Source organism: Actinokineospora diospyrosa, assembly GCF_024171925.1.
Taxonomy (GTDB): domain Bacteria; phylum Actinomycetota; class Actinomycetes; order Mycobacteriales; family Pseudonocardiaceae; genus Actinokineospora; species Actinokineospora diospyrosa.
In genome coordinates, this window is record NZ_JAMTCO010000008.1 from 244,299 (window position 1) to 266,933 (window position 22,635).

General features: G+C 73.3%; 16 protein-coding genes. 6 read left to right on the plus strand and 10 right to left on the minus strand.

Going from position 1 to position 22,635, the window contains the following annotated elements; all coding sequences use genetic code 11:
- Positions 1 to 22: 22 nt before the first annotated feature.
- From LV75_RS17245 to LV75_RS17285, 9 genes are all read right to left on the minus strand, one after another.
- Positions 23 to 1,381 (minus strand): cytochrome P450, encoded by a 1,359-nt coding sequence (locus tag LV75_RS17245; protein WP_253887943.1) that lies wholly within the window; start codon positions 1,379 to 1,381, stop codon positions 23 to 25.
- Entirely contained in the window at positions 1,378 to 2,439 is a 1,062-nt protein-coding gene (locus tag LV75_RS17250) for an enediyne biosynthesis protein (protein WP_253887944.1), read from the minus strand. Before LV75_RS17250 ends, LV75_RS17245 begins: the two co-directional genes overlap by 4 nt.
- A 2-nt stretch (positions 2,440 to 2,441) precedes the next feature.
- On the minus strand, positions 2,442 to 4,406 hold the full coding sequence (locus LV75_RS17255; protein WP_253887945.1) for a CRTAC1 family protein: 1,965 nt from the start codon (positions 4,404 to 4,406) through the stop codon (positions 2,442 to 2,444).
- Positions 4,407 to 4,409: 3 nt separating this feature from the next.
- Entirely contained in the window at positions 4,410 to 5,384 is a 975-nt protein-coding gene (locus LV75_RS17260) for a DUF1702 family protein (RefSeq protein ID WP_253887946.1), read from the minus strand.
- Between the two features lie 191 nt (positions 5,385 to 5,575).
- Positions 5,576 to 6,571, minus strand: a complete 996-nt coding sequence (locus LV75_RS17265) for a DUF1702 family protein (protein WP_253887947.1) — start codon at positions 6,569 to 6,571, stop codon at positions 5,576 to 5,578.
- A 383-nt stretch (positions 6,572 to 6,954) separates the two neighbouring features.
- Positions 6,955 to 7,758, minus strand: a complete 804-nt coding sequence (locus LV75_RS17270; RefSeq protein ID WP_253887948.1) for a TIGR03084 family metal-binding protein — start codon at positions 7,756 to 7,758, stop codon at positions 6,955 to 6,957.
- An 81-nt stretch (positions 7,759 to 7,839) separates the two neighbouring features.
- Entirely contained in the window at positions 7,840 to 8,907 is a 1,068-nt protein-coding gene (locus tag LV75_RS17275; protein WP_253887949.1) for a carboxymuconolactone decarboxylase family protein, read from the minus strand.
- Positions 8,908 to 9,063: 156 nt separating this feature from the next.
- Positions 9,064 to 10,692: an FAD-dependent oxidoreductase gene (locus LV75_RS17280; RefSeq protein WP_253887950.1), complete on the minus strand. Its 1,629-nt coding sequence runs from the start codon at positions 10,690 to 10,692 to the stop codon at positions 9,064 to 9,066.
- Entirely contained in the window at positions 10,689 to 11,231 is a 543-nt protein-coding gene (locus LV75_RS17285) for a DUF5987 family protein (protein WP_253888139.1), read from the minus strand. The genes LV75_RS17280 and LV75_RS17285 overlap by 4 nt, the downstream gene beginning before the upstream one ends.
- Positions 11,232 to 11,885: 654 nt before the next feature.
- On the opposite strand from LV75_RS17285, the gene LV75_RS17290 reads away from it, so the two are divergent.
- Positions 11,886 to 12,749 (plus strand): helix-turn-helix transcriptional regulator, encoded by an 864-nt coding sequence (locus tag LV75_RS17290; RefSeq protein WP_253887951.1) that lies wholly within the window; start codon positions 11,886 to 11,888, stop codon positions 12,747 to 12,749.
- A 147-nt stretch (positions 12,750 to 12,896) separates the two neighbouring features.
- Here the strand turns inward: LV75_RS17290 and LV75_RS17295 are convergent, their stop codons facing one another.
- Entirely contained in the window at positions 12,897 to 13,868 is a 972-nt protein-coding gene (locus LV75_RS17295; RefSeq protein WP_253887952.1) for a hypothetical protein, read from the minus strand.
- Positions 13,869 to 14,236: 368 nt separating this feature from the next.
- Between LV75_RS17295 and LV75_RS17300 the strand changes: the two genes are divergently transcribed.
- The 5 genes from LV75_RS17300 (at position 14,237) to LV75_RS17320 (ending at position 22,542) form a co-directional block, all read left to right on the plus strand.
- Entirely contained in the window at positions 14,237 to 14,503 is a 267-nt protein-coding gene (locus tag LV75_RS17300; RefSeq protein WP_253887953.1) for a hypothetical protein, read from the plus strand.
- Between the two features lie 33 nt (positions 14,504 to 14,536).
- Entirely contained in the window at positions 14,537 to 20,422 is a 5,886-nt protein-coding gene (locus LV75_RS17305) for a type I polyketide synthase (protein WP_253887954.1), read from the plus strand.
- Between the two features lies 1 nt (position 20,423).
- Complete coding sequence (locus LV75_RS17310; protein WP_253887955.1) at positions 20,424 to 20,885, plus strand: acyl-CoA thioesterase; 462 nt, start codon at positions 20,424 to 20,426, stop codon at positions 20,883 to 20,885.
- A 100-nt stretch (positions 20,886 to 20,985) separates the two neighbouring features.
- Positions 20,986 to 21,468 (plus strand): flavin reductase family protein, encoded by a 483-nt coding sequence (locus LV75_RS17315; RefSeq protein ID WP_253888140.1) that lies wholly within the window; start codon positions 20,986 to 20,988, stop codon positions 21,466 to 21,468.
- A gap of 18 nt (positions 21,469 to 21,486) precedes the next feature.
- Positions 21,487 to 22,542, plus strand: coding sequence for an NAD-dependent epimerase/dehydratase family protein (locus LV75_RS17320; protein WP_253887956.1), 1,056 nt, complete (start codon positions 21,487 to 21,489; stop codon positions 22,540 to 22,542).
- The last annotated feature ends 93 nt before the right edge of the window (positions 22,543 to 22,635 follow it).

Sequence of the window (22,635 nt, forward strand, 5' to 3'; positions counted from 1 at the left end):
ACGGATGGGTGCGGCGGCTGTGTCAGGCCGAGTGCACGCGCACCGGCAGCCCGCCGCGGATCCGCAGCGACAACATCGGCTCGGCCACCACCTCGTACCCGGGGACGATCTCCAGCCGCAGTTCGCGGGCGAACATCGCGAGCACGAACGTCGCCTCCAGCATGCCGAGGTGGCTGCCGACGCAGAACCGGGGCCCGGCGCCGAACGGGATGTAGGCGTACCTCGGCCTGCCGCCGAGCTGGTCGTCGGCGAAGCGCTCCGGGTCGAACCGGGCGGGCTCGTCCCAGAACCCCGGGTGCCGGTGCAGCGTGTAGGGGCAGATCAGCACGTCCGAGCCCGCGGGCACGTGGTAACCGCCGACCTCGTCGTCGGCCTGGGCCTGCCGGGGCAGGATCCACACCGGCGGGTAGAGCCGCATCACCTCCTGCAGAACCATGTTCGTGTACTTGAGCTCGTGCAGGTCCTCGTAGACCGGGGCCCGGTCGCCGAGCACCCGCACCGCCTCCTCGTGCAGCCGCAGCCGCACCTCGGGGGCGTCGTCGAGCAGCCGCAGCGCCCAGCCCAGCGTGCTGGCCGTCGTCTCGTGCCCGGCGAGCAGCAGCGTCACCAGCTCGTCGCGCATCCGCTGCGCGGCGACACCGGGGTCGGCCTCCCGGCTGGTCGAGTCGATCAACCGGGTCAGCACGTCGTCGCCGTCGGGGCGCGGGTCGGCCAGTCGCCCGGCGACCAGCCGGTCGACGATCCCGGCCAGGTCGCGCTTGGCCCGGCGGAACCGCACCTGGTTGGCCAGCGGCAACCAGGTCGGCACCATGCTCATGGTCTCCATCTCGAACATGGCCTGGTCCTGCACGGCCTCGAACGAGTGGCCGATGGAGTCGAACGCGCCCAGGTCGGCGTCGAGCAGGGTGCGGCCGAGCACGCCGAGGGTGAACCCGGTCAGCTCGTGCAGCACGTCCACCGGGTCGCCGCCCTCGTGCGCCCGGACGCGGCCGACGAGCTTGGCCACCTCCTCGGCGACGACCCCGGCCTGCGCGGCGATCCGCTTGTGCTGGAACACCGGCTGGATGGTGCGCCGCTGCTTGCGCCACAGCTCGCCCTCGCTGGTGAGCAGGCCGTCGCCCAGCGCGCGGCGCGCCTGGATGTAGCCGATCCCCTTGTGGTAGTTGGCGCTGTTGTCGGCCAGGACGTGCTTGGCGTGGTCGGGGTGGTTGAAGAAGTACAGCTTCTTCGGGCCGATCGCCATCCGCACCGCGTCGCCGTAGGTGCTCGCCGCGGCCGACATCAGCCCGAGCCGGTCACCGGTGAGCTTGCGCAGCAGCCCGAGGGTCGCCCGGCGCGGGGGACCCGGCGGTGTCCGGGGGGCGCAGCCGTCGTCGGTCATGTCCGGACGGCCTTCTTCTCGCCCGCCTGCTCGAGCACCCGCGACACCGGGGTGTTGTTGTTGTCGCCGTCCCCACCGCCGCCGTTGCCGTTGCCGTTGCTGCTGTTGAGCAAGGCCGCGGTGCGCTGCTGGGCCTCGAACCGCTCCTTGGCCTTGGCGCTGAAGTGCAGCCCCCACAGGAACATGCCGCGGATGAGGCAGACGATCGCGGTGGCCAGGAAGATCCCGTACGGGATGTGCGCCACCATCAGCACGCCGTAGACCAGCGCGACGCCGCCGCCGAAGGCGAACTGGGCCGCCGGTTTCGACGGCGAGGTGCCGGGGTCGGTGATCATGTAGTTGGTGAACAGGATGAACGCGACCCCGGTCATCATGCCCAGCGCGGCGGAGATCGAGGTGCCGAACAGCCACCCGCGCAGGATCGCCTGCAGCGCGAACACCCCGACCCAGCCCATGATCAGCGGCATCCGGCCGGTCAGCTTGCCGTTGATCATGGTGCCGCCGAGCACGATGATCGCCGGGATCAGCCAGTCCACCCAGCCGCTGATGTGCTCGGTGAAGTGGTAGGGCGGGGCGATGCTGGCCCACGGGAACAGCAACAGGATGACCGTGATGCCGAAGTTGGACGGGTTCATGTAGTGGCGCAACCTGCCGCGCACCGGGGCGCGCAGCACCCACTTGGCGCCGACCGCGACGATCACGCCGAAGATCAGCACCCAGATCCGGTCGTTGACGTAGGTCAGCATGTTCATCGCGAGGCTGGTGATGTGCGCGGGGTAGAGGAACTCGCGCAGCCCCTTGGCGCCGCCGCCCGCGTAGCGCGGGGTCCTGCGCTCGGAGCGGGCCGAGACCCACTCCAGGCCGAGCTCGACGGCGTAGCCGGTGAGCACCGCCACGATCGGCCACAGCCACGGCTGCTCGAAGCCGAGCAGGGTGTAGCCGACGATGTTGAACACCGTGATCGACATCGCGAAGTTGCGCAGCGCGATGGTGACCTTGGGGTCGTGCCTGGGTGGGGTCTGCGCCGAGGTCGGCGCGGGGACCGGGGTGTCGGCCATGGTCACTTCTCCTTCGCCTGGGCGCCGAGCCGCAGCTCGTGCCTGCCCGGCTCCAGTCGCAGGTCCTGTTCCCTGAGTTCGCCGGAGCGGTCGCGCCACTGCAGGTGCACCTGCAGCGGTCCGCTGACGTCCTTGCCGAGTCCGATGTGGACCTCCTGGCTGCGCTTGCCGGAGTGCCCGCCGCCGCCGTCGACGCGGCCGAGGTGGCTGCGCCCGTCCGGGGTGGTGACCGTGACCTGCGCGCCGATGACCGGGGAGCCGGGGGCCGGGAACGCGCCGGTGTCGGCCGCGGTGTCGTGGGTGAGCACCAGCCCGAGGAACGCGCCGGGGTCCTCGGTCATGTTGCAGTAGAAGACCGGCTGGTCCCACTGCCTGGCGACGGCGAGGTCGAGCTTGCCGTCCCCGTCGACGTCACCGGTGGCGATGCCCCTGGTGGGCACCGGCACGTCCAGGCCGAGCTTGCCCGCGATGTCGGCGTAGCGGCCGGTCGCGGTCTTGGCGAACAGGTGCAGCCGCTGGTTGCCCGCCAGGTCGTCGCCCTTGGTCACGTTCGGCCACCAGTACGGGCTGTCGAGCAGGGTGTCGTTGGCGGTCGCGAGCTCCTGCAGCTGCGGCCACCGGTTGACCTCGCCCTTGACGAACCCGTTGGCCTGGGCGATCGCCAGCTCGCCGCTGTTGTTGAAGTCGGCGATCTTGACGTCCCAGCCCCAACCGGACCAGGCCGTGCCCAGCTCCCCGCTGCGCTCGTCGAAGGGCGCGCGGCCCTCGGCGAACCGGTTGCGCAGGTCGGCGCGGTCGGCCGCGGCGGACAGGTAGTGGAAGTTGCTCTCCTCGATGCCCCACGAGGTGGTGATGTTGCTGACGAACATGTCGTACATGCCGTCGCCGTTGAGGTCGCCGAAGTCCACGCCCATGCCCTTGAACGAGTCGAGGCCGACCTGCTTGGACTTGGGCACCACCGGCGAGCGGCTGTCCTCGATCAGCGAGAACCGCAGCCTGCCGGGGCTGGACTGGTTGTAGAGCATCCGGTCCGGGCCGAAGTCGTTGCCCAGGTACAGCTCGGGCAGCCCGTCGCCGTCGAGGTCGTTGGCCGCCGCCGACAGCTCCCACCCCCGCGAGACCTCCACCGGCAGTGCGTCCTCGACCATCCGGAACTTCGCCGTGGGCGCGCTGCCCGAGGTGGCGCCCTCGCAGAGGAAGAAGTAGTCCTCGCCGCCGTTGGTGGCCGCGGACATGGACCGGTTCATCTCCACGCCGCCGTCGAGCTTGTCGTTGAGGACCGGGCTGTGCGGGAAGTAGTTGGTGATGAGGATGTCGTCGTGGCCGTCGCCGTCGAAATCGGCGTAGGCGACCGCGTTGGTGTTCCACTGCGGACCGCGGTAGGCGGTACCCGGCAGGCCGCCGGGCACCAGCTCGGTCGGCACGAACGTGTCCGCGGCGAGCCCTGTCGCGTCGGCGCGGGTGAGGAACAGGATCGGGGTGCGGCCCCAGTAGTAGACCATCAGGTCGATCCGGCCGTCCTCGTTGAAGTCACCCGGCAGGCAGCCCATCGGCGCGATGTGCGGGTTCATCGGCAGCGGGGTCGGGTCGAGCACGAACTCGGTGTAGCGGCCGGTGTTGGCACCGGGCGCCGGGGTCACCACGACCTTGTCGATGCGCGGGTCGGTGAGGCACAGGTCGTTGGGCAACCCGTCGCCGTCGAGGTCGTTGAGCGCGATCGCGGCCCCCACCGAGGAGATCCACGCGTCGATGTTCTTGTACTCCTGGTTGACCTTGCGGATCTCCTGCTGCGGGAACCCGCTGGGGATCGCGACCGACATCGGGACGAACCGGTAGCCACTGGCCAACCGGTCCAGCTCCGCGGCCGAGGACGTCGGCAGCCGGGCGACGGTGAACGCGGCCACCACCAGCACCACCGCGAGGACGCCGGGCAGCTGCCTGCGCAACCAACCAACCGTCGTGGTCATCGATCAACACCTCCCAAGGGACACGAACTCACCGGTGATGCGCTGCCGCCAGCTCTCGTAGGCGGGGATGTCCCCGTCGACCGGCCGCGCGGGCCGGACGTCCTGGGTGAGCTTGGCGGCGTCGTGCGGGTCCATCGAGCAGAAGACCCGGGTCGCCAACCCCGTGTGCGGCACGAGCAGGTCAGCCCGGATCCGGGCCTCCGCGGCGAACGCCGAACCCTGGGCCAGCTGCGCGCGGTGCTCGCCCGCGCGCTCCCACAGCCCGCGCAGCTCCGCCTCGTCCGCGCCGCCCGCGTAGGTGGCGGCCAACCCGGTGCCCGCGTACAGGTCCGCGCGCCGCGACCGGGGGAACTTCTCGATCATCGTGGCCACCAGGGCGGCGTCGGTGCCGGCCACGAACCACATGGCCCGCCCGATGCCCTGGTCGATGGCCCGGTTCGCGTAGTCGCCCGGGTCATCGCCCGGCCACGGGAACCGCTCCTGGCGGTACTGCTCGTGCACGTAGCGGCGGGTGTGGAAGTAGGCCTGGTGGAAGCCGTAGCCGTCGAGCACCAGCCACCGCAGCAGCGGGTCGACGCCGGTGGCGCTCGGCCAGCGGAAGCGGGGCAGCCGGGCCATCGCCCAACCGACGCCGACGTAGGCCATGTAGTTGTGCGCCCCGCCGCGCCCGGCCAGGAACCCGGCGAGGTGCCCGCTGCCGCCCAGCGGGAGCCGGTCGCGCATCGTGAACGCCATCGCCGCGCCCTCGTAGGCGAAGCCGCGGAATCGGGTCGGCAGCGTTTCCAATTGGGTTTCCGCCTCGGCCGGTGTGCGCGCCTCGGCGGCGTAGGCGTACCCGGTGAGGAACATTCTGCCGACCGTTTCGAGCAACTGCTGCGCCGCCGGGCTCTTCTTGTGGAATCCACGCGTGTCGAGCAGCGTGGCCGAGACATTCGGGGTGAGGACGCGCCGTCTCATCGCGCGCCAGACATTCGCCAAGGTGTTCTCCTCCGTTAGCGCCCGGCTGTGAACGTCTCAAATCTTCACCGAACCACTAATAGAGCGGCTACTCCTGGCGTGCCTTGTGCGGCCATTCTCCGATTATCGTTCCGTATTCCCGACTACGTTTTTCGAATGCGGTCGCGGGCGCTCGGGTACCCGGTCGGCGCTGCTCGCGGCGGGGCGCGTGCTCAGGCGGCCACGCGCGGGGTTCGGGAATCGAAGCTCGCCAGGATCCGCCCGCGCCACAGCTCGTAGGGCGGTTCGGTGTCCGAACCGCCCTCGTGCACGGCCGTCTCGTCGGCGAGCGCCACCGCCCGCGGCACGGTCGTCGCGCCCAGCGCGGCGGCCGCGACCCCGGTGTGCGGCGGCACGAAACCGGCGTAGTCGCGGGCCTTGACCGCGAACACCATCCCCAGCGCCAGCTGGGCGCGGTGCTCGCGCGCCAGGCCGGGCAGGGTCGCGAGCTCCTCGGCCGGGCAACCGCCCGCGAACGTCGCCGCCAGCCCCACCCCGCTCCACAGGTCGGCGCGGCGCCCCGGCGCGAACCGGTCCACCGCGGCGGCCACGGCCGCGGGCCGGGCGCCGTGGATGAACCACAGCGCCCGGCCGATGCCCTGGTCGATGGCGCGCGGGAAGTACGCGGGGCAGTCCAGCCACGGGTAGGGCTTGGGCACGTGCTGCCCGTCCACCCAGCGCTCGGTGTCGAAGTAGGCCCGGTCGAAGCCGTAGCCGTCCACGGCCAGCCAGCTCATCGTCGGGTGGAACGGCGACCCGGTCAGCTCGGGCAGCACCCGCCGCCACAGCCGCCGGGGCAACCTGGCCATGGCGAACCCGATCCCGATGTAGGCCAGCGGCACGTGCGCGCGCCCCGGGCCCTGCAGCAGGTCCCTGGTCCGCGTCCCGCGCCCGCCGCGCATCGCGTCCAGGACGGTGAACGCCATCGTGGCGCCCTCGTAGGCGAACCCGAGCTGCTCCGGTTCGACCAGGTCGAGCCTGCGTTCCAACTCCCACTGCGAACGGGTGTCGATTCCCCATTCGAAACCGCAGATGACCGCCTGCGGAATGGCCTCGAGCCGCCTCGTGGCGGGCGAGGGGGTCGTCGGGAATCCGCGTTCGGTGAACGTCACCTCGGCGAGCGAGGGGGTGAGCAGAAGTCGACGAAGAGAACCGAGGGTGGTCGGCATGTATTTCTCCCACCGGGGTGCGCGAATGGGTACGCGCGCCCGGAGGCGGACGCGCGTACCCATGATGCGCGGCCCGATCACCGGCGGGCATCTCCCGCATTGCCGAGCGGGTTCGCACCGGCGAGTCCGCGCGCGCGGTATTCGCGGACAGCCGCGGCCGGTGGCCGAACACGACCGAGCCCCGCCACCGGTGGGCGCTCACCGGGTCCTGGCCGTGAGCGGGCTGGTGGCGGGGCTGCCGTGCGGTCGACACTGTCGTGCGTTGTTCAGTCGTGCGGCTGTGCGGTTGTGCTGCTGTGCGGTTATGCAGTCGTGCGGTGCGGTTGTGCTGCCTTGCGGTCGTGCCGTGCGGTTGTGCTGTCGTCGGGAATGGCGGCGGTGGTTCAGGCGCGGGCCGGGGTGAACTGGCCGGGCGCGCGCCCCTGGCCCGCGGGCCCGCGGTAGGCCTGCGCGATCTCCAACCAGTGCTCGGCCGCCGCGCCCTCGGCGCGCACGGCCAGGTCGCTGTGGTGGCGTCGGCGGGTGACCAGCAGGCAGAAGTCCTCCGCCGGGCCGGTGATCCGCTCGGTCGCGTCCTCGGGGCCGAAGTCCCAGCGGACCCCGGACGGGCCGGTGATCTCGAAGCGGAACGGCTCGTCCGGCGCGGTGGCGCCCCGGGCGAGGTAGCCGAAGTCCCAGGTGCGCACGGCGAACCCAACCAGGTGCCCGAGCCGGTCGCCGGGTTCGCGGCGCGCGCCGAGCGCGTCGGCGATGTCCTGGCCGTGCCCGAACAGCTCCATCATCCCGGCGGCGGCCAGCACCCCCGGCGGCAGCGGCCGCACCAGCCACGGCACGACCTGCTCGGCGGGCACCGCGGCGAGCGCGACGACGGCGCTCTTGCGCTCCTCGCGCCAGCGGTGCAGCAGCACCTCCGGCGGGTCGGCCAGGAACGGCCGCATCGCGTGCTCGACGTTGGCGTCGAAGTCGGGGCTCAACCGCGAGGTCAGCGCGGTGAAGGCCTGCGGGTCGGCGGCGGCCAGGCCCGCCATCCGGAAGGTCGCGGTGAGGTGGGCGACCTGGTGGGCGATCGTCCAGCCCGGCGCCGGGGTCGGCAGCGCCCACCTGGGCGCGTCCAACCCGTCGAGCAGCCGGTCGACCTGCTCGGCCTCCTGCTCCAGCGCGGCGAACACAGACGGCGGTCCGGTCATGTGACTGTCCTCTCGGGAGCGGTCGGATGTCCACAAGGGAGGTTCGCGGGCCGGGTGCGCCTTGGCCGCGAACAACTCCTGTCAAGGATGGCGCAGCACGGTCCCCCGGTCTTCTCCGTGCGTGCCCTCGGCGAGCCACTGCCCGGCCCGGCGCGCCGCGCTCAGGCTCGCCCACGCCGCCACCTCGACCAGCGCCCGGTCGTCGGCCCCGGTGTCGCGCACCCGCTCGACGAGCGCGTCGTCGACCTGGTAGGACGCCAACGCCGCCACCAGCGCGAACTCCCCGGCCGCCCGGTCCGGTTCGGGCACCGCGGCGACCGCGTCGCTGGCCCAGGCGCGGCTGGGCCCCGGTGGCTCGCCGTGCCACCTGTCCAGTCGTGCGCGCACCAGCTCGCGCACCGACGCGGGCACCGACCGCAGCCCACCCACCTCGATGGCCGCGGCCGCCCGCGCGAACGCGGTCGCCACGGCCGCGCTGCCCCGCGCCCACGCCAGGTCACGCGGCAGCGCCGCGTCCGCCAACAGCTCGGCGGGTTCGCGCCCGGCCCGCGTGTCGGCCAGGGTGAACAGCCCGAGCAGCCGCAACGCGGTCACGCGCGCCGAGGACGGCAACCCGGTGGGCACCGGCGATTCCGGCAGGAACAGGTTCACCATCCGGTTGAGGTAGTGGAAGGTCACCGCGGTCCCGATCATCTCCGCCGCCCACCCCTGGCCCACCGCGCCAGGGTGCCCGCGCGCGGTGTCCTCCGCCGTGCCCGCCCGCGCCCAGTCGACCGCCGCGAGCAGCACCGCGTGGTCGGCCTCGGTGCGCGCCAACCGCGAGTGCGCGCCGAGCGCGGAGACGTGCACGTCCACGCAGTACGGGCAGGCGTTGGCCTGCGACACCGCCATCGCGACGGCCTCCTTGGCCGCCCGGTCCACCGCCCCCGCGCTCACCAGCGTCTCGCGCAGCATGGCCCAACTGGCCGCCAGCACCTCGGGCGCGGGCGAGTGCAGGGCGATCGGGGGCGCGAGCATCCCGAAGTCGCGTTCGAGTCCCGCGTAGACCTCGGCGACCAGGCCGCGCGCCTGCGCGGGTGGCACCGGGGTGAGGTACCGGACCTGGTTGAGGGATTTCCGCAGGGCCTTGCGCACAAGTCCACCGCTCATGGTGTCCACCACTGTGGTCGCGGGCGGCCGCGCGCGGCGCACCCGGATGATCAATTACGAACAGGACTGTCCACAACGGTCACCTCGGGGGCCGCGCCGCGCTCGTGCGCGGTCGGGTCGGCGGGGACCGGTGGGGGGCTCGGCGGCGGGGACCGCTCAGCGCGCCGTGACCGGGGCGCTCGCCGCGTCGTCGGGCAGCGGGGCGCCGTAGCGGACGTCGACGCCGCGGGCGCGGGCGGCCGCGATGATGCCGGGCATGGCGCGCTCGGCGAGCGCGGCGATGGTGAGGGCGGGGTTGACGGTGAGCGCGCCGGGCACCGCGGAGCCGTCGGTGACGAAGATGCCCGGGTGTCCGCGCAGCTCGTGGCGCTCGTCGAGGGCGGAGGTGGCCGGGTCGTCGCCGATGCGGCAGGAGGAGAGCGGGTGCACGGTGTAGGCGCCGACGACGTCGTTGGTCCACGGCAGCACGGTCGCCAGGCCGTCGCGTTCGAGGATGTCGCGCACCTCGGCGTCGGCGGCCGCCCAGCCGCGCAGCGTGTTGGGGGTCGGGTCGTAGCGCAGCGGGCCCCTGCCGAGCATCTGCTGGGAGATGCGGTAGGCGTTGCCGGTGGGCGGGGGCGGGCCGAACACGCCCTCGTTGTCGTCCTCGGTCATCTGGAAGATGGTCAGCCAGGACCGCCAGCGGCTCAGCATCGCCTTCTTCTCCACGCCGAACCACGCCGGGCCGGTCGCGGTGGCCGCCTGGGCGAGGATCGTGCCCAGGCCGGGCGGGAAGTACAACTGCTCCAGGGAGAAGCGGGAGAACTCCGGCAGGGTCTCGTCGAGGCGGTCCCAGCTGGCCACGACCGGTCCCTTGCCGATCTGGTTGGCCTCGTAGGCGATGCCGTCGCCGCGGTCGAGGCCGAGGACCTCGCGCACCCGGTCCTCGTTGATCACCGCGGTGTTGAGGCGCTCGCCGTTGCCGGAGAAGTACTTGCCGACCGCGCTGGGCAGCGCGCCCAGGTCGGGCTCGGAGCGGCGCAGGATGATCGGGGTGGCCCCGGCGCCCGCGGCGAGCACCACGATCTTGGCGTCGATGGTCCCGCTGTCGGTGTGCACGCGGTAGTCGACGTCGTCGACCACGCTGTAGTGCACCCGGTACCCGCCGCCGTCGGTGCGGGTGATCTTCTGGACCTCGTGCAGCGGCCGGATCTCGGCGCCGTGCGCGAGGGCGCCGGGCAGGTAGTTCATCAGCAGCGACTTCTTGGCGTCGAAGCGGCAGCCCGCCATCATCCAGTTGCAGTTGGTGCACTTGGCCGCGTCGATGCCGACCGGGACCGGGTTGGCGGTGCGCCCGGCGTGGTCGCACGCCGCGGCCCACAGCCCGCCGGAGTAGGTGACCTCCGACCAGTCCTGGGTGCGCACCGGGATGACCCGCGAGACCCGGTCGTACCAGGGGTCGAGGGAGTCGCGGGTGATCGCGGCAGGCCACATCCGCCTGCCGATGCTGCCGTGGCGCTCGAAGGCGAAGCGGGGGGCGCGCGGCAGCGCGGCGAAGTAGACGACGCTGCCGCCGCCGACGCAGTTGCCGCCGAGCAGGCTCATGCCGTCGCCCGCGACGAAGTCGAACACCCGGGTGTAGGACTTGCCGAGCAGGTAGTCGTGGTCGAAGTCGGTGCCGCGCAGCCAGGGGCCGCGTTCGAGCACGGTCACCCGCGCCCCGCCCGCGGCCAGGTGGTAGGCGGCGATCGCGCCGCCGAACCCGCTGCCGACGACGACGACGTCGGTGCCTTGAGCGCTCGTCATCGTGGGCTCCCGGATGCTGTGGTGGACGGGTGCGGCCGGGCCAGCGCCCGACCGTAGGAGTAGCGCGGGAACCGCCAGAGCCCGTCGCCGTCGGGCTTGGCGAACCCCATGCTCAGCAGCCCGGGGTGGTTGGCGGCGAGCGCGTCGGCGGTGCTCAGGTGCGCCGCGGAGTCGTAGGCCATGTTGCTGAACAGGGCCAGCAGCACCCAGCCGTCCTTCTCCGGGTGCCCCGGCGTGGTCAGCGCCGCGACCAGCGCGGTGCGGTGCTCGAAGGGCAGCGCGACGAACGCGGGCACCCCGGCGTCGAGGTCGGCGGTGAGGTCGAGGCCGTGCGCCGCGGCGTGCGCGGTGGCGTGGCCGTTGAGCGCGGCGGCGAGCGGGCCCAGGCCCGCGGTGATGCCGGTCGCGGGGGTGCGCAGCAACTCCAGCGCGCCCGCCGCGACGGCGCCGCCGCCCTCGGCGGCCCCGGCGATCGCGCGGTCGTCGGGGGAGCGCTTCTGCCCGGGTATGATCGTGTCGGCGAACGCCTCCAGCGTCATGCTCTCGGCGGCGTCCGCCTGGGGTGGTGCCGGGTCGACCCGGTCGGTGTCTGGCGTGTCCGCTGGCACGTCGATCCTCCTGTTCGCAGGCGGGATCCATGGTCGAGCGGTCGCCCACCCTGGCGCATCTTCAAGGTTGCCGTCCCTTTTCCGCGGCGCTCTCGGCCAAAAGGCGGTGCGCCGCTGCGCCGCCCGCCGTATGGCCCAGTGGGCGACCGGCTCGCGCACGCGGTGTTCTCGAGCGAATTTCCCGGCGAACCGTACAGCGCGCGCCGCGCCGTCCTCGGTGATACCGCGAACGCCCTATCGGCGCATTCAATGCCCCCGGCGGTACCCGGCGGTCGATTCTCCACAATGGACTTAACCGCCGTATGGGTGGTTTTCCGATTGCTTGCGCACCTGGTGAAGGGCTGCTAGCTTGAGACCGTAGTCATGGTCTGTGACTGGGGGTGCGGTTTTGCGACGGACATCCTCCCATCAGCGCTTCGTCACATTCCACTGACATGCCACCACGGTGAACGCTTCGATTGTCGAAATGGTCACCGACGAATGTCGGAATGTCGTTGCAAGGTGCTTTCTATATATCGAGAGCGATGATGGGACGCCCATATGGAGGAATTTATAGAGAAAGCTGTCGGCCGTGTCATCGAGTGCATGCGGGAGAATTTAGGCGAGCACATCACGATCGATGACATGGCCCGGACCGCGATGTTCAGCAAATTCCACTTCTCCCGCGTCTTCCTGCGCGTCACCGGGGTCTCGCCCGGCCGGTTCCTCTCGGCGATGCGGCTGCAGGAGGCCAAGCGGCTGCTGGTGGCGACCTCGTTGAGCGTGACCGACATCAGCCACCGGGTCGGCTATTCCAGCGTGGGCACCTTCAGCTCCCGGTTCCGCGCCAGCGTCGGGGTCTCCCCGACCATGTACCGGCGGCTGGGCGGGTTCACCTCGCGGATCTGCGTGGACGGCCGCAGGCCGGTCGGCTCCTCGCGCCAGACCGACATCCGCGGGCACGTCCGGCCGCCGCTGGCCGGGCGGGCCGGGCTGGTGTTCATCGGGTTGTTCCCCGACCGGCTGCCGCAGGGCAACCCGGTGCGCTGCGCGGTGCTGAGCGGCCCCGGCCCGTACACGCTGGAGATGGTGCCGCAGGGGACCTGGCACGTGCTGGCCTACTCCCCGGCGATGACCGAGGACGAGTGCGACGTGGACGCCCGCCGGGTGACCGCGGGCGAGGTGACCACAGGCGGTGTGGGTGCCAACGGTGTCAGTGCAGGCGGTGCCGGTGCCTTCGGTGTGAGTGGCTCCGGTGTCAGTGCTTCAAGTGTCAGTGCCTCCGGCGGGGTGCCGCCCGCACCGGAGTACGACGGGTTCGTCGGTGTGCACGGGCCGTTGGTGGTGCGCGCGGAGATGGGTGCGCGGCCGGTGGACCTGCGCCTGCGCCCGACCAACCAGCTCGACCCGCCGGTGCTGCTGGCGGTGCTCGACCGGGAGCCGGTGACCGCGCAGGCCCAGCTGGGCTGATCGGGCGCACGTGGTCCCAGCGGTGTTTCGAGTCGGCCGGTGGCCAGGGGTAGTTCCCCGGCCACCGGCCGATTTCGCGTGCCCGGGGGTCGGCTCACGGCTGCCCGCTCGGGGGTCGGCTCACGCCTGTTCCGCCACCGGGTCGGCTCACGCCCAGGGCGCGGTGGGGTACCAGCCGATGATGTCGCGCCGCTCCAGCAGCCGCACGTCCCAGTACAGGACGGTGAACACGCCAGCGGCGATCAGCGCGACCGCGGTGAGCACGGCGGTGCGCCGGGGGTCGGCGGCCAGCCAGCGCCGGAGGCGGTCGCCGGTGGCCAGCACCAGGACCAGGAAGAGCACTGTCATGATCACGATGTTGCCCAGCGACTGCAGGGTGAACGCGGCCGCCCCGTAGAGCGGGTTGCCGCTCTCGGCGGCGTGGCGGAACATCTGCCGGAACAGCCCGAAGGGGCGGCCGATGAGGAACGCGCCGATCAGGGCGCCCATGAACACCATCGGCGCGTGCGGGAACCGGCGGGCGATGCGGGCGAACGGGTCGGCGACGACGCCGAGCGCGGCGAGCCCGAGGTAGACCATGACCAGGCCGATGACGCCGAACACGACCATCGATTGGATGGCGCGGGGGGTGAGGCCCGGGCCGGTGGCGGTGGCGAACTGCGGCATGGCGGTGCCCACGACCCCGACGAGCGCGCCGTAGGCGGCCGACACCGCGATCATCCCGACGGCCATCCAGCCCAGCGGCCGCAGGGCGCGCCCGAGCCGCGACCAGCGCCCGCCCGCGGTGCCCAGCAGCGGGGCGACCGCGCCGAAGGCGGCGATGTTGCAGGCGGTGAAGGTGCCCGCGACGCCGGAGGCGAAGGCGAACGCGATGCCCGCCGCGGCGCCCGCGATGGGGGTGGCCTTGGCGTCGTGGCCGAGCAGGGTGTTGGCGACGGTGTCGCCGATGGTGGCGTCGACGAACTCGGCGGACCAGATGACGGTGAGCAGGAACCCGGCCAGCGCGCTGAGCGCGATGACCAGGCCGCGGCGGCGGGGGGTGGCGGTGGTGCCGAACGGGGACGGCGGGTGCGGTTCGACCGGCGCGGCGGGGTCGCGGGTCGGCCTGCGGGTGGCCATGGGGGTCCTCCAGTCGGGCCGGGTGGCGGGGCGGGTGGGGGTGACATGGGAGTGGGCGGGTGGGGGGTGCGTGGGAGTTGGGCGGGTGGGGGTGCATGGGGGCCGGGCGGGCGGGTGCACGGTGTTGGGCGGGTGCGTGGTGGTGGGCGCGTCGGGACCGCGCGGGTGCGCCGGGGTGGGGGCGGTGGCGTCCGGTGAGCGCCGCCCGGCGAATGGCTGGTCGGGCTGCCACGAACGGACTAAAAGGCGTCGGCGGTATTTCGCGCGGTGACGAATTCGGCGGTGTGGATCGGGTCCGCTACGCGCATTCGGCGAGCTTTCGGGCAAGCCGATGGTAACAGTGCGCACCGGGGCCACCGGGTCGTGCCGTGGACAAGGTGAGCACGCTCGGAGATGACATTCCGGGGTGGTCGCTGGTCGGCTCGGCGGACCTGCCGCCGCACCGCCTGCCGCACGACCGGCCGTCCGGCGGTCCATTTCATGATTGTTTCCATAACGGCACCATTGAATTGTCGGCCATTCGTGAAATCACGGCGTTATGCGACGCCGCTGGTCGGAGTGGGTGGACGGCACAATCCGAGAAGAACTCGACAGTCCTTTCCGGCACGATTGGCTATCGACGGGCGATGGGTTGAATAAATGTGGTGTCGAGTGGAAGCGGGGAAAGGGTGACCGTGGAAGAGGTCGAGTGCTCCGGCGGGCGGGCCGCGCGTGACTCGCGGATAGCGGTCGTCGGCATCGGTGTGCGTTATCCGGACGCGGTGTCCCCGGCGCAGCTGTGGGAGAACGTGCTGGCCGGGCGGCGGGCGTTCCGGCGGCTGCCGGACGAGCGGATGAACCACGCGGACTACTTCTCGCCGGACCCGGCGGCGCCGGACCGGTTCTACGCGGCGACGGCGGCGGTGCTGCGCGACTTCGAGTTCGACCGGGTGCGCTACCAGGTGGCGGGCAGCACGTACCGGTCGACGGACCTGACGCACTGGTTGGCGTTGGACACCGCGGCGCGGGCGTTGGCCGACGCCGGGTTCCCCGACGGGGAGGGGTTGCCGCGCGAGTCGACGGGTGTGGTGATCGGCAACAGCCTGACCGGGGAGTTCTCCCGGGCGAACGTGCTGCGGCTGCGGTGGCCGTACGTGCGGCGGACGGTGGCGGCGGCGTTGGCCGATCGGGGGTGGGCGGCGCAGGACACCGCGGCGCTGTTGCGGGAGTTGGAGGGCCGCTACAAGGCGCCGTTCCCGCCGATCGACGAGGACTCGCTGGCCGGGGGGTTGTCGAACACGATCGCGGGCCGCATCTGCAACCACTTCGACCTGCGCGGCGGCGGGTACACGGTGGACGGGGCGTGTTCGTCGTCGTTGTTGTCGGTGGCGACCGCGGCCAAGGCGCTGGTCGACGGCGACCTGGACGTGGCGGTGGCCGGTGGGGTGGACCTGTCGATCGACCCGTTCGAGGTGATCGGGTTCGCCAAGACGGGGGCGTTGGCGACCGGGGAGATGAAGGTCTACGACCGCGGCTCCAACGGGTTCTGGCCGGGTGAGGGCTGCGGGGTGCTCGTGCTGATGCGCGAGGCGGACGCGCTGGCCAGGGGGTCGCGGATCTACGCGACGGTGACCGGGTGGGGGATCTCCTCCGACGGGCGGGGCGGGATCACGCGCCCGGAGGCGGGCGGGCACCGGTTGGCGTTGCGCCGGGCCTATGAGCGGGCTGGGTACGGGGTGGAGTCGGTGTCCTACTTCGAGGGGCACGGGACGGGTACGGCGTTGGGGGACGCGACCGAGATCGACGCGTTGTCCTCGGCGCGGTTGGCGGCGGACCCGGCGGCGCGACCGGCGGCGTTGGGCACGGTGAAGGGCAACTTCGGGCACACGAAGGCCGCCGCGGGGGTGGCGGGGTTGATCAAGGCGGTGTTGGCGGTGCACCACCAGGTGATCCCGCCGGGCACCGGTCACCACGACCCGCACCCGCGGCTGCTGGGGGACTCCGCGGCGCTGTACGTGCCCTCGGCGGCGGAGTTGTGGCCCGCGGACCAGCCGGTGCGGGCGGGGGTGTCGGCGATGGGGTTCGGCGGGATCAACACGCACGTGGCGGTGGAGCAGGCGCCGGGCAGGCAGCGGCGCGCCGCGGTGGGGCGGCGGACGGTGGCCCTGGTGACCGGGCGGCAGGACGCGGAGTTGCTGCTGTTCGACGGCGATGACCTGGCGGGGTTGCGCGCCGGGCTCGAGCGGGCGGCTGCGGTGGCGCCGCGGTTGGCGCAGGCGGAGGTGGCGGACCTGGCGGCGGAGTTGGCGCTGGAGGCGTCCGGGCGCCCGGTGCGGGCCGCGGTGGTCGCGACCGGTCCCGCTGACGCGGACCGCAAGCTGCGGGCACTGCTCGCGGCGCTCGACGAGGGCCGCGAGTCGGTGTTCGAGCCGCGCGAGGGGGTGTTCCTCGGGGTGGTGCGGGCGGCGCCGCGGATCGCGTTCCTGTTCCCCGGGCAGGGCTCCGGGCACGGCGGGGTCGGCGCGATCCGGCGCCGGTTCACCGTGGCGCAGGACGTGTTCGGCGCGGTCCCGGTGCCGTTGGGCGGTGACCAGGTGGCCACGGAGGTGGCGCAGCCGCGGATCGTGGCGGGGTCGCTGGCCGGGGTGCGGGTGCTGCGCGCGTTGGGGGTCGAGGCCGCGGTGGCGGTCGGGCACAGCCTGGGTGAGGTGACCGCGCTGGGCTGGGCCGGGGCGCTCGACGGCGCGGCGCTGCTGCGGTTGGCCGCGACCCGCGGTCGGATCATGGCGCGGGCGAGCCGCGGTGGCGGCGCGATGGCGGGGCTGGCGGCGGACCCGGAGCTGACCCGGCGGTTGGTGGGCGGCGAGGACGTGGTGCTGGCCGGGTTCAACGGGCCGAAGCAGACGGTGGTGGCCGGGTTGGCCGACGCGGTGGAGCGGGTGTGCGCGGCGGCGGCGGCCGAGGGGGTGGGCGCGACGAGGATCAACGTGTCGCACGCGTTCCACTCGCCGCTGGTGCGCCCCGCCGCCGAGGCGATGGAGCGGGAGTTGGCCGGGCTCTCGACGCGGCCGCTGACCAGGGACGTGGTGTCCTCGGTGAGCGCCGAGGTCCTCGACGTGGACACCGATGTGCGGGCGCTGCTGTGCGAGCAGGTGTTGCGGCCGGTGCGCTTCCACGAGGCGGCCGAGGTCGCGGTGACCGGGGCGGATCTGGCGGTGGAGGTGGGTCCGGGCCGGGTGTTGGCCGGACTGGTCGAGCAGATCGCGCCGGGGTTGCCGGTGTTGTCGGTGGACACCGACAGCGCGTCGTTGGTGCCGCTGCTCTCGGCGGTGGGCGCGGCGTACGCGGCGGGGTCGCCGGTGGACACGACGGTGTTGTTCGCCGGGCGCGCGTTGCGGCCGTTGCCGCTCGACGGCGGGTTCACGTTCTTGGCCAGCCCGTGCGAGGCGGCGCCCGACCTCGGTGATCTGGGTGATCTCGGGGCATCAGAGCAAGTGGTCGGGCAGCAGGTGGTCGGGCAGCAGGCGGTGGCGGTGGCCGGGGACTCGACGCTGGAGTTGTTGCGCCGCTTGGCCGCCGAGCGGGTGGAGCTGCCGTTGGACACGGTGCGCGCCGAGACGCACCCGCTCGATGACCTGCACCTGAGCTCGATCACGGTGGGGCAGATCGTCAACGAGGTGACCAGGGCGTTGGGTCGCCCGCCGCTGGTGGCGACGCCGAACTTCGCCACGGTGAGCCTGGGTGAGCTGGCGGGGCTGATCGACGAGCTCGCCGAGACCGCCCACGAGCAGGAACAGGCGGGCGAGGCGCCCGGTGTGGCGCCGTGGGTGCGCCCGTTCACCGTGACGCACGTGCCGTCCCCGCGCCCCGCGGTGACCGTGCCCGAGGGCGCCACCCGGTGGGCGGTGTTCGCCCCCGCCGGGCACCCGCTGGCCGAACCGCTGCGGTGCGCGCTCGCCGAGACCGGCGTGGGCGACGGTGTGCTGCTGTGCCTGCCCGCCAGCGGCGAGCGGCACGCCGAGCTCATCCTGGCCGCAGGTCAGGCCGCGATCACGGCCGGGTCACGGCTGGTGGTGGTGCAGCACCGCTTCGGCGCGGCCGGACTGGCCAGGACCCTGCACCTGGAGGCCCCCGCGGTGCCGGTGACCGTGGTCGAGCTGGCCGACCCGGAGCCGACCACCCCCGCCGGGGTGCGCGAGGCGGTGACCCGGGTGGTTGAGGAGACCGCTCTGAGCACCGGCTACGCCGAGGTCCGCTACGCGGCCGACGGCACCCGCACGGTCCCGGTCCTCGACCCCCTGCCTCCCGCGGCCGATGGGCCCGACGCGGTGGCGTTGACCGCCGAGGACGTGCTGTTGGTGACCGGCGGCGGCAAGGGCATCACCGCCGAGTGCGCGCTGGCCATGGCCGCTGACTCCGGCGCACGGTTGGCGCTGCTGGGCCGCGCGGACCCGGCCACCGACGCCGAACTCGCGGCGAACCTGGCGCGCATGGCGCAGGCGGGCATCGAGGTCCGCTACGAACGCGCCGACGTCACCGACGCCGCGCTGGTCACCGCGGCGGTGGGCAGGTTGGTCGCCGCGCTGGGTCCGGTGACCGCCGTGCTGCACGGCGCGGGCGGCAACGAACCCGCCGCGCTGGCCTCCCTCACCGACGAGGCGTTCACCCGGGCGCTGGCCCCCAAGGTCGACGGGCTGCGCGCGGTCCTGGCCGCGCTCGATCAGGACCGGGTCCGGTTGCTGGTGACCTTCGGCAGCATCATCGGCCGCGCCGGGCTGCGCGGCGAGGCGCACTACGCCACCGCCAACGACTGGCTCACCGAGCTGACCGTCGAGTTCGGCCGCTCCCACCCGCGCGCCAGGGTCCTGGCCCTGGAGTGGTCGGTGTGGTCGGGCGCGGGCATGGGGGAGCGGCTGGGGGTGGTGGAGGCGCTGCTGCGCGAGGGCATCACCCCGATCTCGGTCGACAACGGCATCGAGGTGCTGCGCCGGGTGCTCGCCGACCCCGCCGCCGGTCCGGTGCTGGTGATCAGCGGTCGGGTGGCGGGCCTGCCGACGCTGCGGCTGCCCCGCCCGGAGTTGCCGCTGCGCCGCTTCGCCGAGCGGGTCCTGGCCCACTACCCCGGCATCGAGTTGGTCACCGAGGCCGACCTGTCCTCGGGCAGCGACCCCTACCTCGACGACCACCTCCTCGACGGTGATCTCCTGCTGCCCGCCGTGGTCGGCATGGAGGCCATGGCGCAGGTCGCCGGGGTGCTCACCGGCCACGAGGGCGCGCCGCTGCTGAGCGAGGTGGTCTTCGCGCGACCGGTCGTGGTCCGCCCCGGGTCCTCGACCACCATCCGGATCGCCGCCCTGCTCACCGGCCCCGGCACGGTGGAGGTCGTCATCCGCAGCGCCGACACCGGGTTCGGCGCCGACCACTTCCGCGCCACGCTGCGCTTCCCGCGCACCGACCCGGTCGAGCCCCCTGGGCACGGCGACCGCAAAGCCCGGCTGCTGCCCCCGGTCGCGGTCGACCCGATCACCGAGCTCTACGGCGGGTTGCTGTTCCAGGGCAAGCGGTTCCAGCGGCTGCAGGCCTACCGGCTGGCCGGGGCGCGCCGCGCGGTCGCCGAGATCGCCGCGGGCGGGCAACCGTCCTGGTTCGCCCCGTTCCTGCCGCAGACCCAGGTCCTGGCCGACCCGGGCACCCGCGACACCGCCATGCACGCCATCCAGGCCTGCGTCCCCGACGCGACGCTGCTGCCGCAGCGGGTGGACCGGCTGTACCTGGCCGAGCGCGCCGCGCAGGACGTGGACTACGTGGTCCTCGACGCGGTGGAGCGCGCCCAGGACGGCGACAGCTACACCTACGACCTGGACGTGCGCACCCCGACCGGGGAGCTGGTGGAGCGCTGGGAGGGGCTGACGCTGCGCGCGGTGCGCCACCGCGACGGGTCCGGGCCGTGGGTGCCGTTCCTGCTGGGGTCGGTGCTCGAGCGCGCCCTGGAGCGGGTGCTCGGCGGGACCCGCGCCGTCGTGGTCGACCCCGACACCGACGCGCCCGCCGGGACCTCGGGGACCGACGCGCGGCGGGCGCGCACCCAGCTCGCGGTGAGCCGGGCACTGGGGGAGCCGGTGACCGTGCGCCACCGCCCCGACGGCAAACCCGAACTGGTCGACCTGGCAGGCATGGCGGCGGCGGCCGCGCCGACGGTGTCGGCCGCGCACGGCGCGGGCCTGGCCGTGGCCGTGGTCGGCGCGGGCCGATTGGCCTGCGACGTGGAGCCGGTCCGCGAGCGGGATCCACGGGTGTGGGCGGAGCTGCTGGGTGCAGCGCAACTGCCGGTGCGCGACCTGCTGGCCGCCGAGGCGGGTGAGGACACCGCGACGGCGGGCACCCGGGTGTGGTGCGCGCTGGAGTGCCTGCGCAAGTCCGGCGCCACGACCCAGGCGCTGACCCTCGATCGGGTCCACGGCGACGGCTGGGTGGCGCTGTCGGCCGGTGACGCCGTGATCGCCACCTGGGTGACGACCGTGCTGGGCGAACCGGATCCGGTCGTCTTCGCGGTCCTGGTCGGGAAGGAGCACTGACATGCCGGACTTCTACGAGATCCGCCACACCGTCGGCTTCGAGGAGACCAACCTCGTGGGCAACGTCTACTACGTCAACTACCTGCGCTGGCAGGGCCGCTGCCGGGAGCTGTTCCTGCGCGAGCACGCCCCCGGGGTCCTGGAGGAGCTGCGGGCGGACCTGAAGCTGTTCACCCTGCGCGTGGAGTGCGAGTTCTTCGCCGAGATCACCGCCTTCGACGAGCTGTCGGTGCGCATGCGCCTGGAGGAGCTGGCCCAGACGCAGGTGCAGTTCAGCTTCGACTACGTGCACCTGCGCGAGGGGGTGGAGGTGCTGGTGGCGCGCGGCAGGCAGCGGGTGGCGTGCATGCGCGGCCCCAACACCGACACCGTGCCCACCCGGGTCCCCCGGGAGTTGCGGGAGGCGCTGGCGCCGTACGCGGCGGGCACCCGGGTGGCCACCACCTCGGCGGCGGGGGCCTGAGATGACCAACAACGGCGCGAACGCCGCCGCCCTCGATACTGCTGCTCTTGATACTGCTGCTCTGGGTGCCGAGGTGGAGCCGGTGTCGCTGCGGGAGGTCATGTCCCGCTTCGCCACCGGCGTGACGGTGCTGACCGCGGGCGGGCCGGACGGGCACGGCATGACGGCCAACGCGTTCACCTCGGTGTCGCTGGACCCGCCGCTGGTGCTGTGCTGCGTGCGCAAGACCGCGCGGATGCACGACGCGATCGTCGGCGCGGGCCGCTTCGCGGTGTCGGTGCTGGCCGCCGACCAGCGCGAGCTGGCGACCTACTTCGCCGACCGGCGCCGCCCGGCCGGGATGGCCCAGTTCGACGCGGTCGGCTGGGTGCCCGGCCCGCGCACCGGGGCACCGCTGCTGGCGGGGGCGCTGGCGTGGCTGGAGTGCGAGCTGACCGAGTCCTACGCGGGCGGCGACCACACGGTGTTCCTCGGCCGGGTCCTTGACCTGCGGCGCGGCCGGGCCGGGCGGGCGCTGGTGTTCTACGGCGGCGGTTTCCACCAGGTCGGTGCCCCGGACCCCGCGGGTCACCCGGGCCGCTGAGCGAGCGGGAGGTCAGTGATGTTGGTGAGCGTGACCGGGGCGACCGGGTTCCTCGGCGCCCACGCGGTGGCCGCGATCGTGCGGGCCGGGCACCGGGTCCGGGTGCTGGTGCGCGAGTCCGCGCCGGTGGACGCCCGCGTCGCCGCCGCGCTGGACCCGCTCGGGGTGGACCCCTCGGCGGTGTGCGTCGTCGCCGGGGACGTCACCGACCCGGCCCGGGTGGCCGGGCTGGTCCGCGGCGCCGACGCGGTGCTGCACGCCGCCTCGGTCTACTCCTTCGACAGCCGCGACCACCGCGCCGTGGCCGCCACCAACGCGCGCGGCACCGAGGTGGTGCTCGGTGCCGCGCGCGCCGCGGGGGTCGGCCGCACCATCCACGTCTCCAGCGTCGGCGCGCTGCTCCCGGCCCGGGGTCGGCCGCTCGACGAGGACAGCCCGCTCGGCGCGCCGCGGGAGACCTACCTGGCGAGCAAGGCCGCCGCCGACGCGATCGCGCGCCGCCACCGCGCCGACGGGGCCCCGGTGCTGATCAGCTACCCGTCGGCCCTGATCGGACCGCACGACCCGCGCCTGGGTGACCAGAACGCCCGGGTCCGCAACGCCCTGCGCGGGCTGATGCCGATCTGGCCGACCGGCGGCATCCCGGTCGGCGACGTCCGCGACACCGCCGAACTGCACGCCACCCTGCTGTCCACACCCGACACCGCGACCGGGCGCCACTTCGGACCCGGCCACTACCTGTCCACCCGGGAGTTCATGGCGGTGCTGCGGGAGGTCACCGGCAGGCGGCTGCCCGCGGTGCGGCTGCCCGCGCGGGCGATGCTGCCGCTGGGCGCCCTCACCGGGGCGCTGCAGCGGGTGTGGCCGTGGCACATCCCGGCCGAGTACGGCGCGATCTACACCTGCGCGTGCGCGAGCGCGGTGTCCGACACCGCCGACACCGCCGGTGTCCACCCGCGACCGGTCACCGAGACCTTCCGCGACACGGTCCGCTGGCTGCACCGCGACGGCAGGCTCACCGACCGCCAAGCGGGCGCGGTGGGCCGTGAGAGGACGGAGGTGAGCCCGCGATGAGCACCGAGTTCCTGGACACGCAGTCCCTGAGCACCGAGTCCCTCGGCCGCGGCGCGCTCGACGGCCGGTTCGACTTCACCCCGGTCGAGGTCG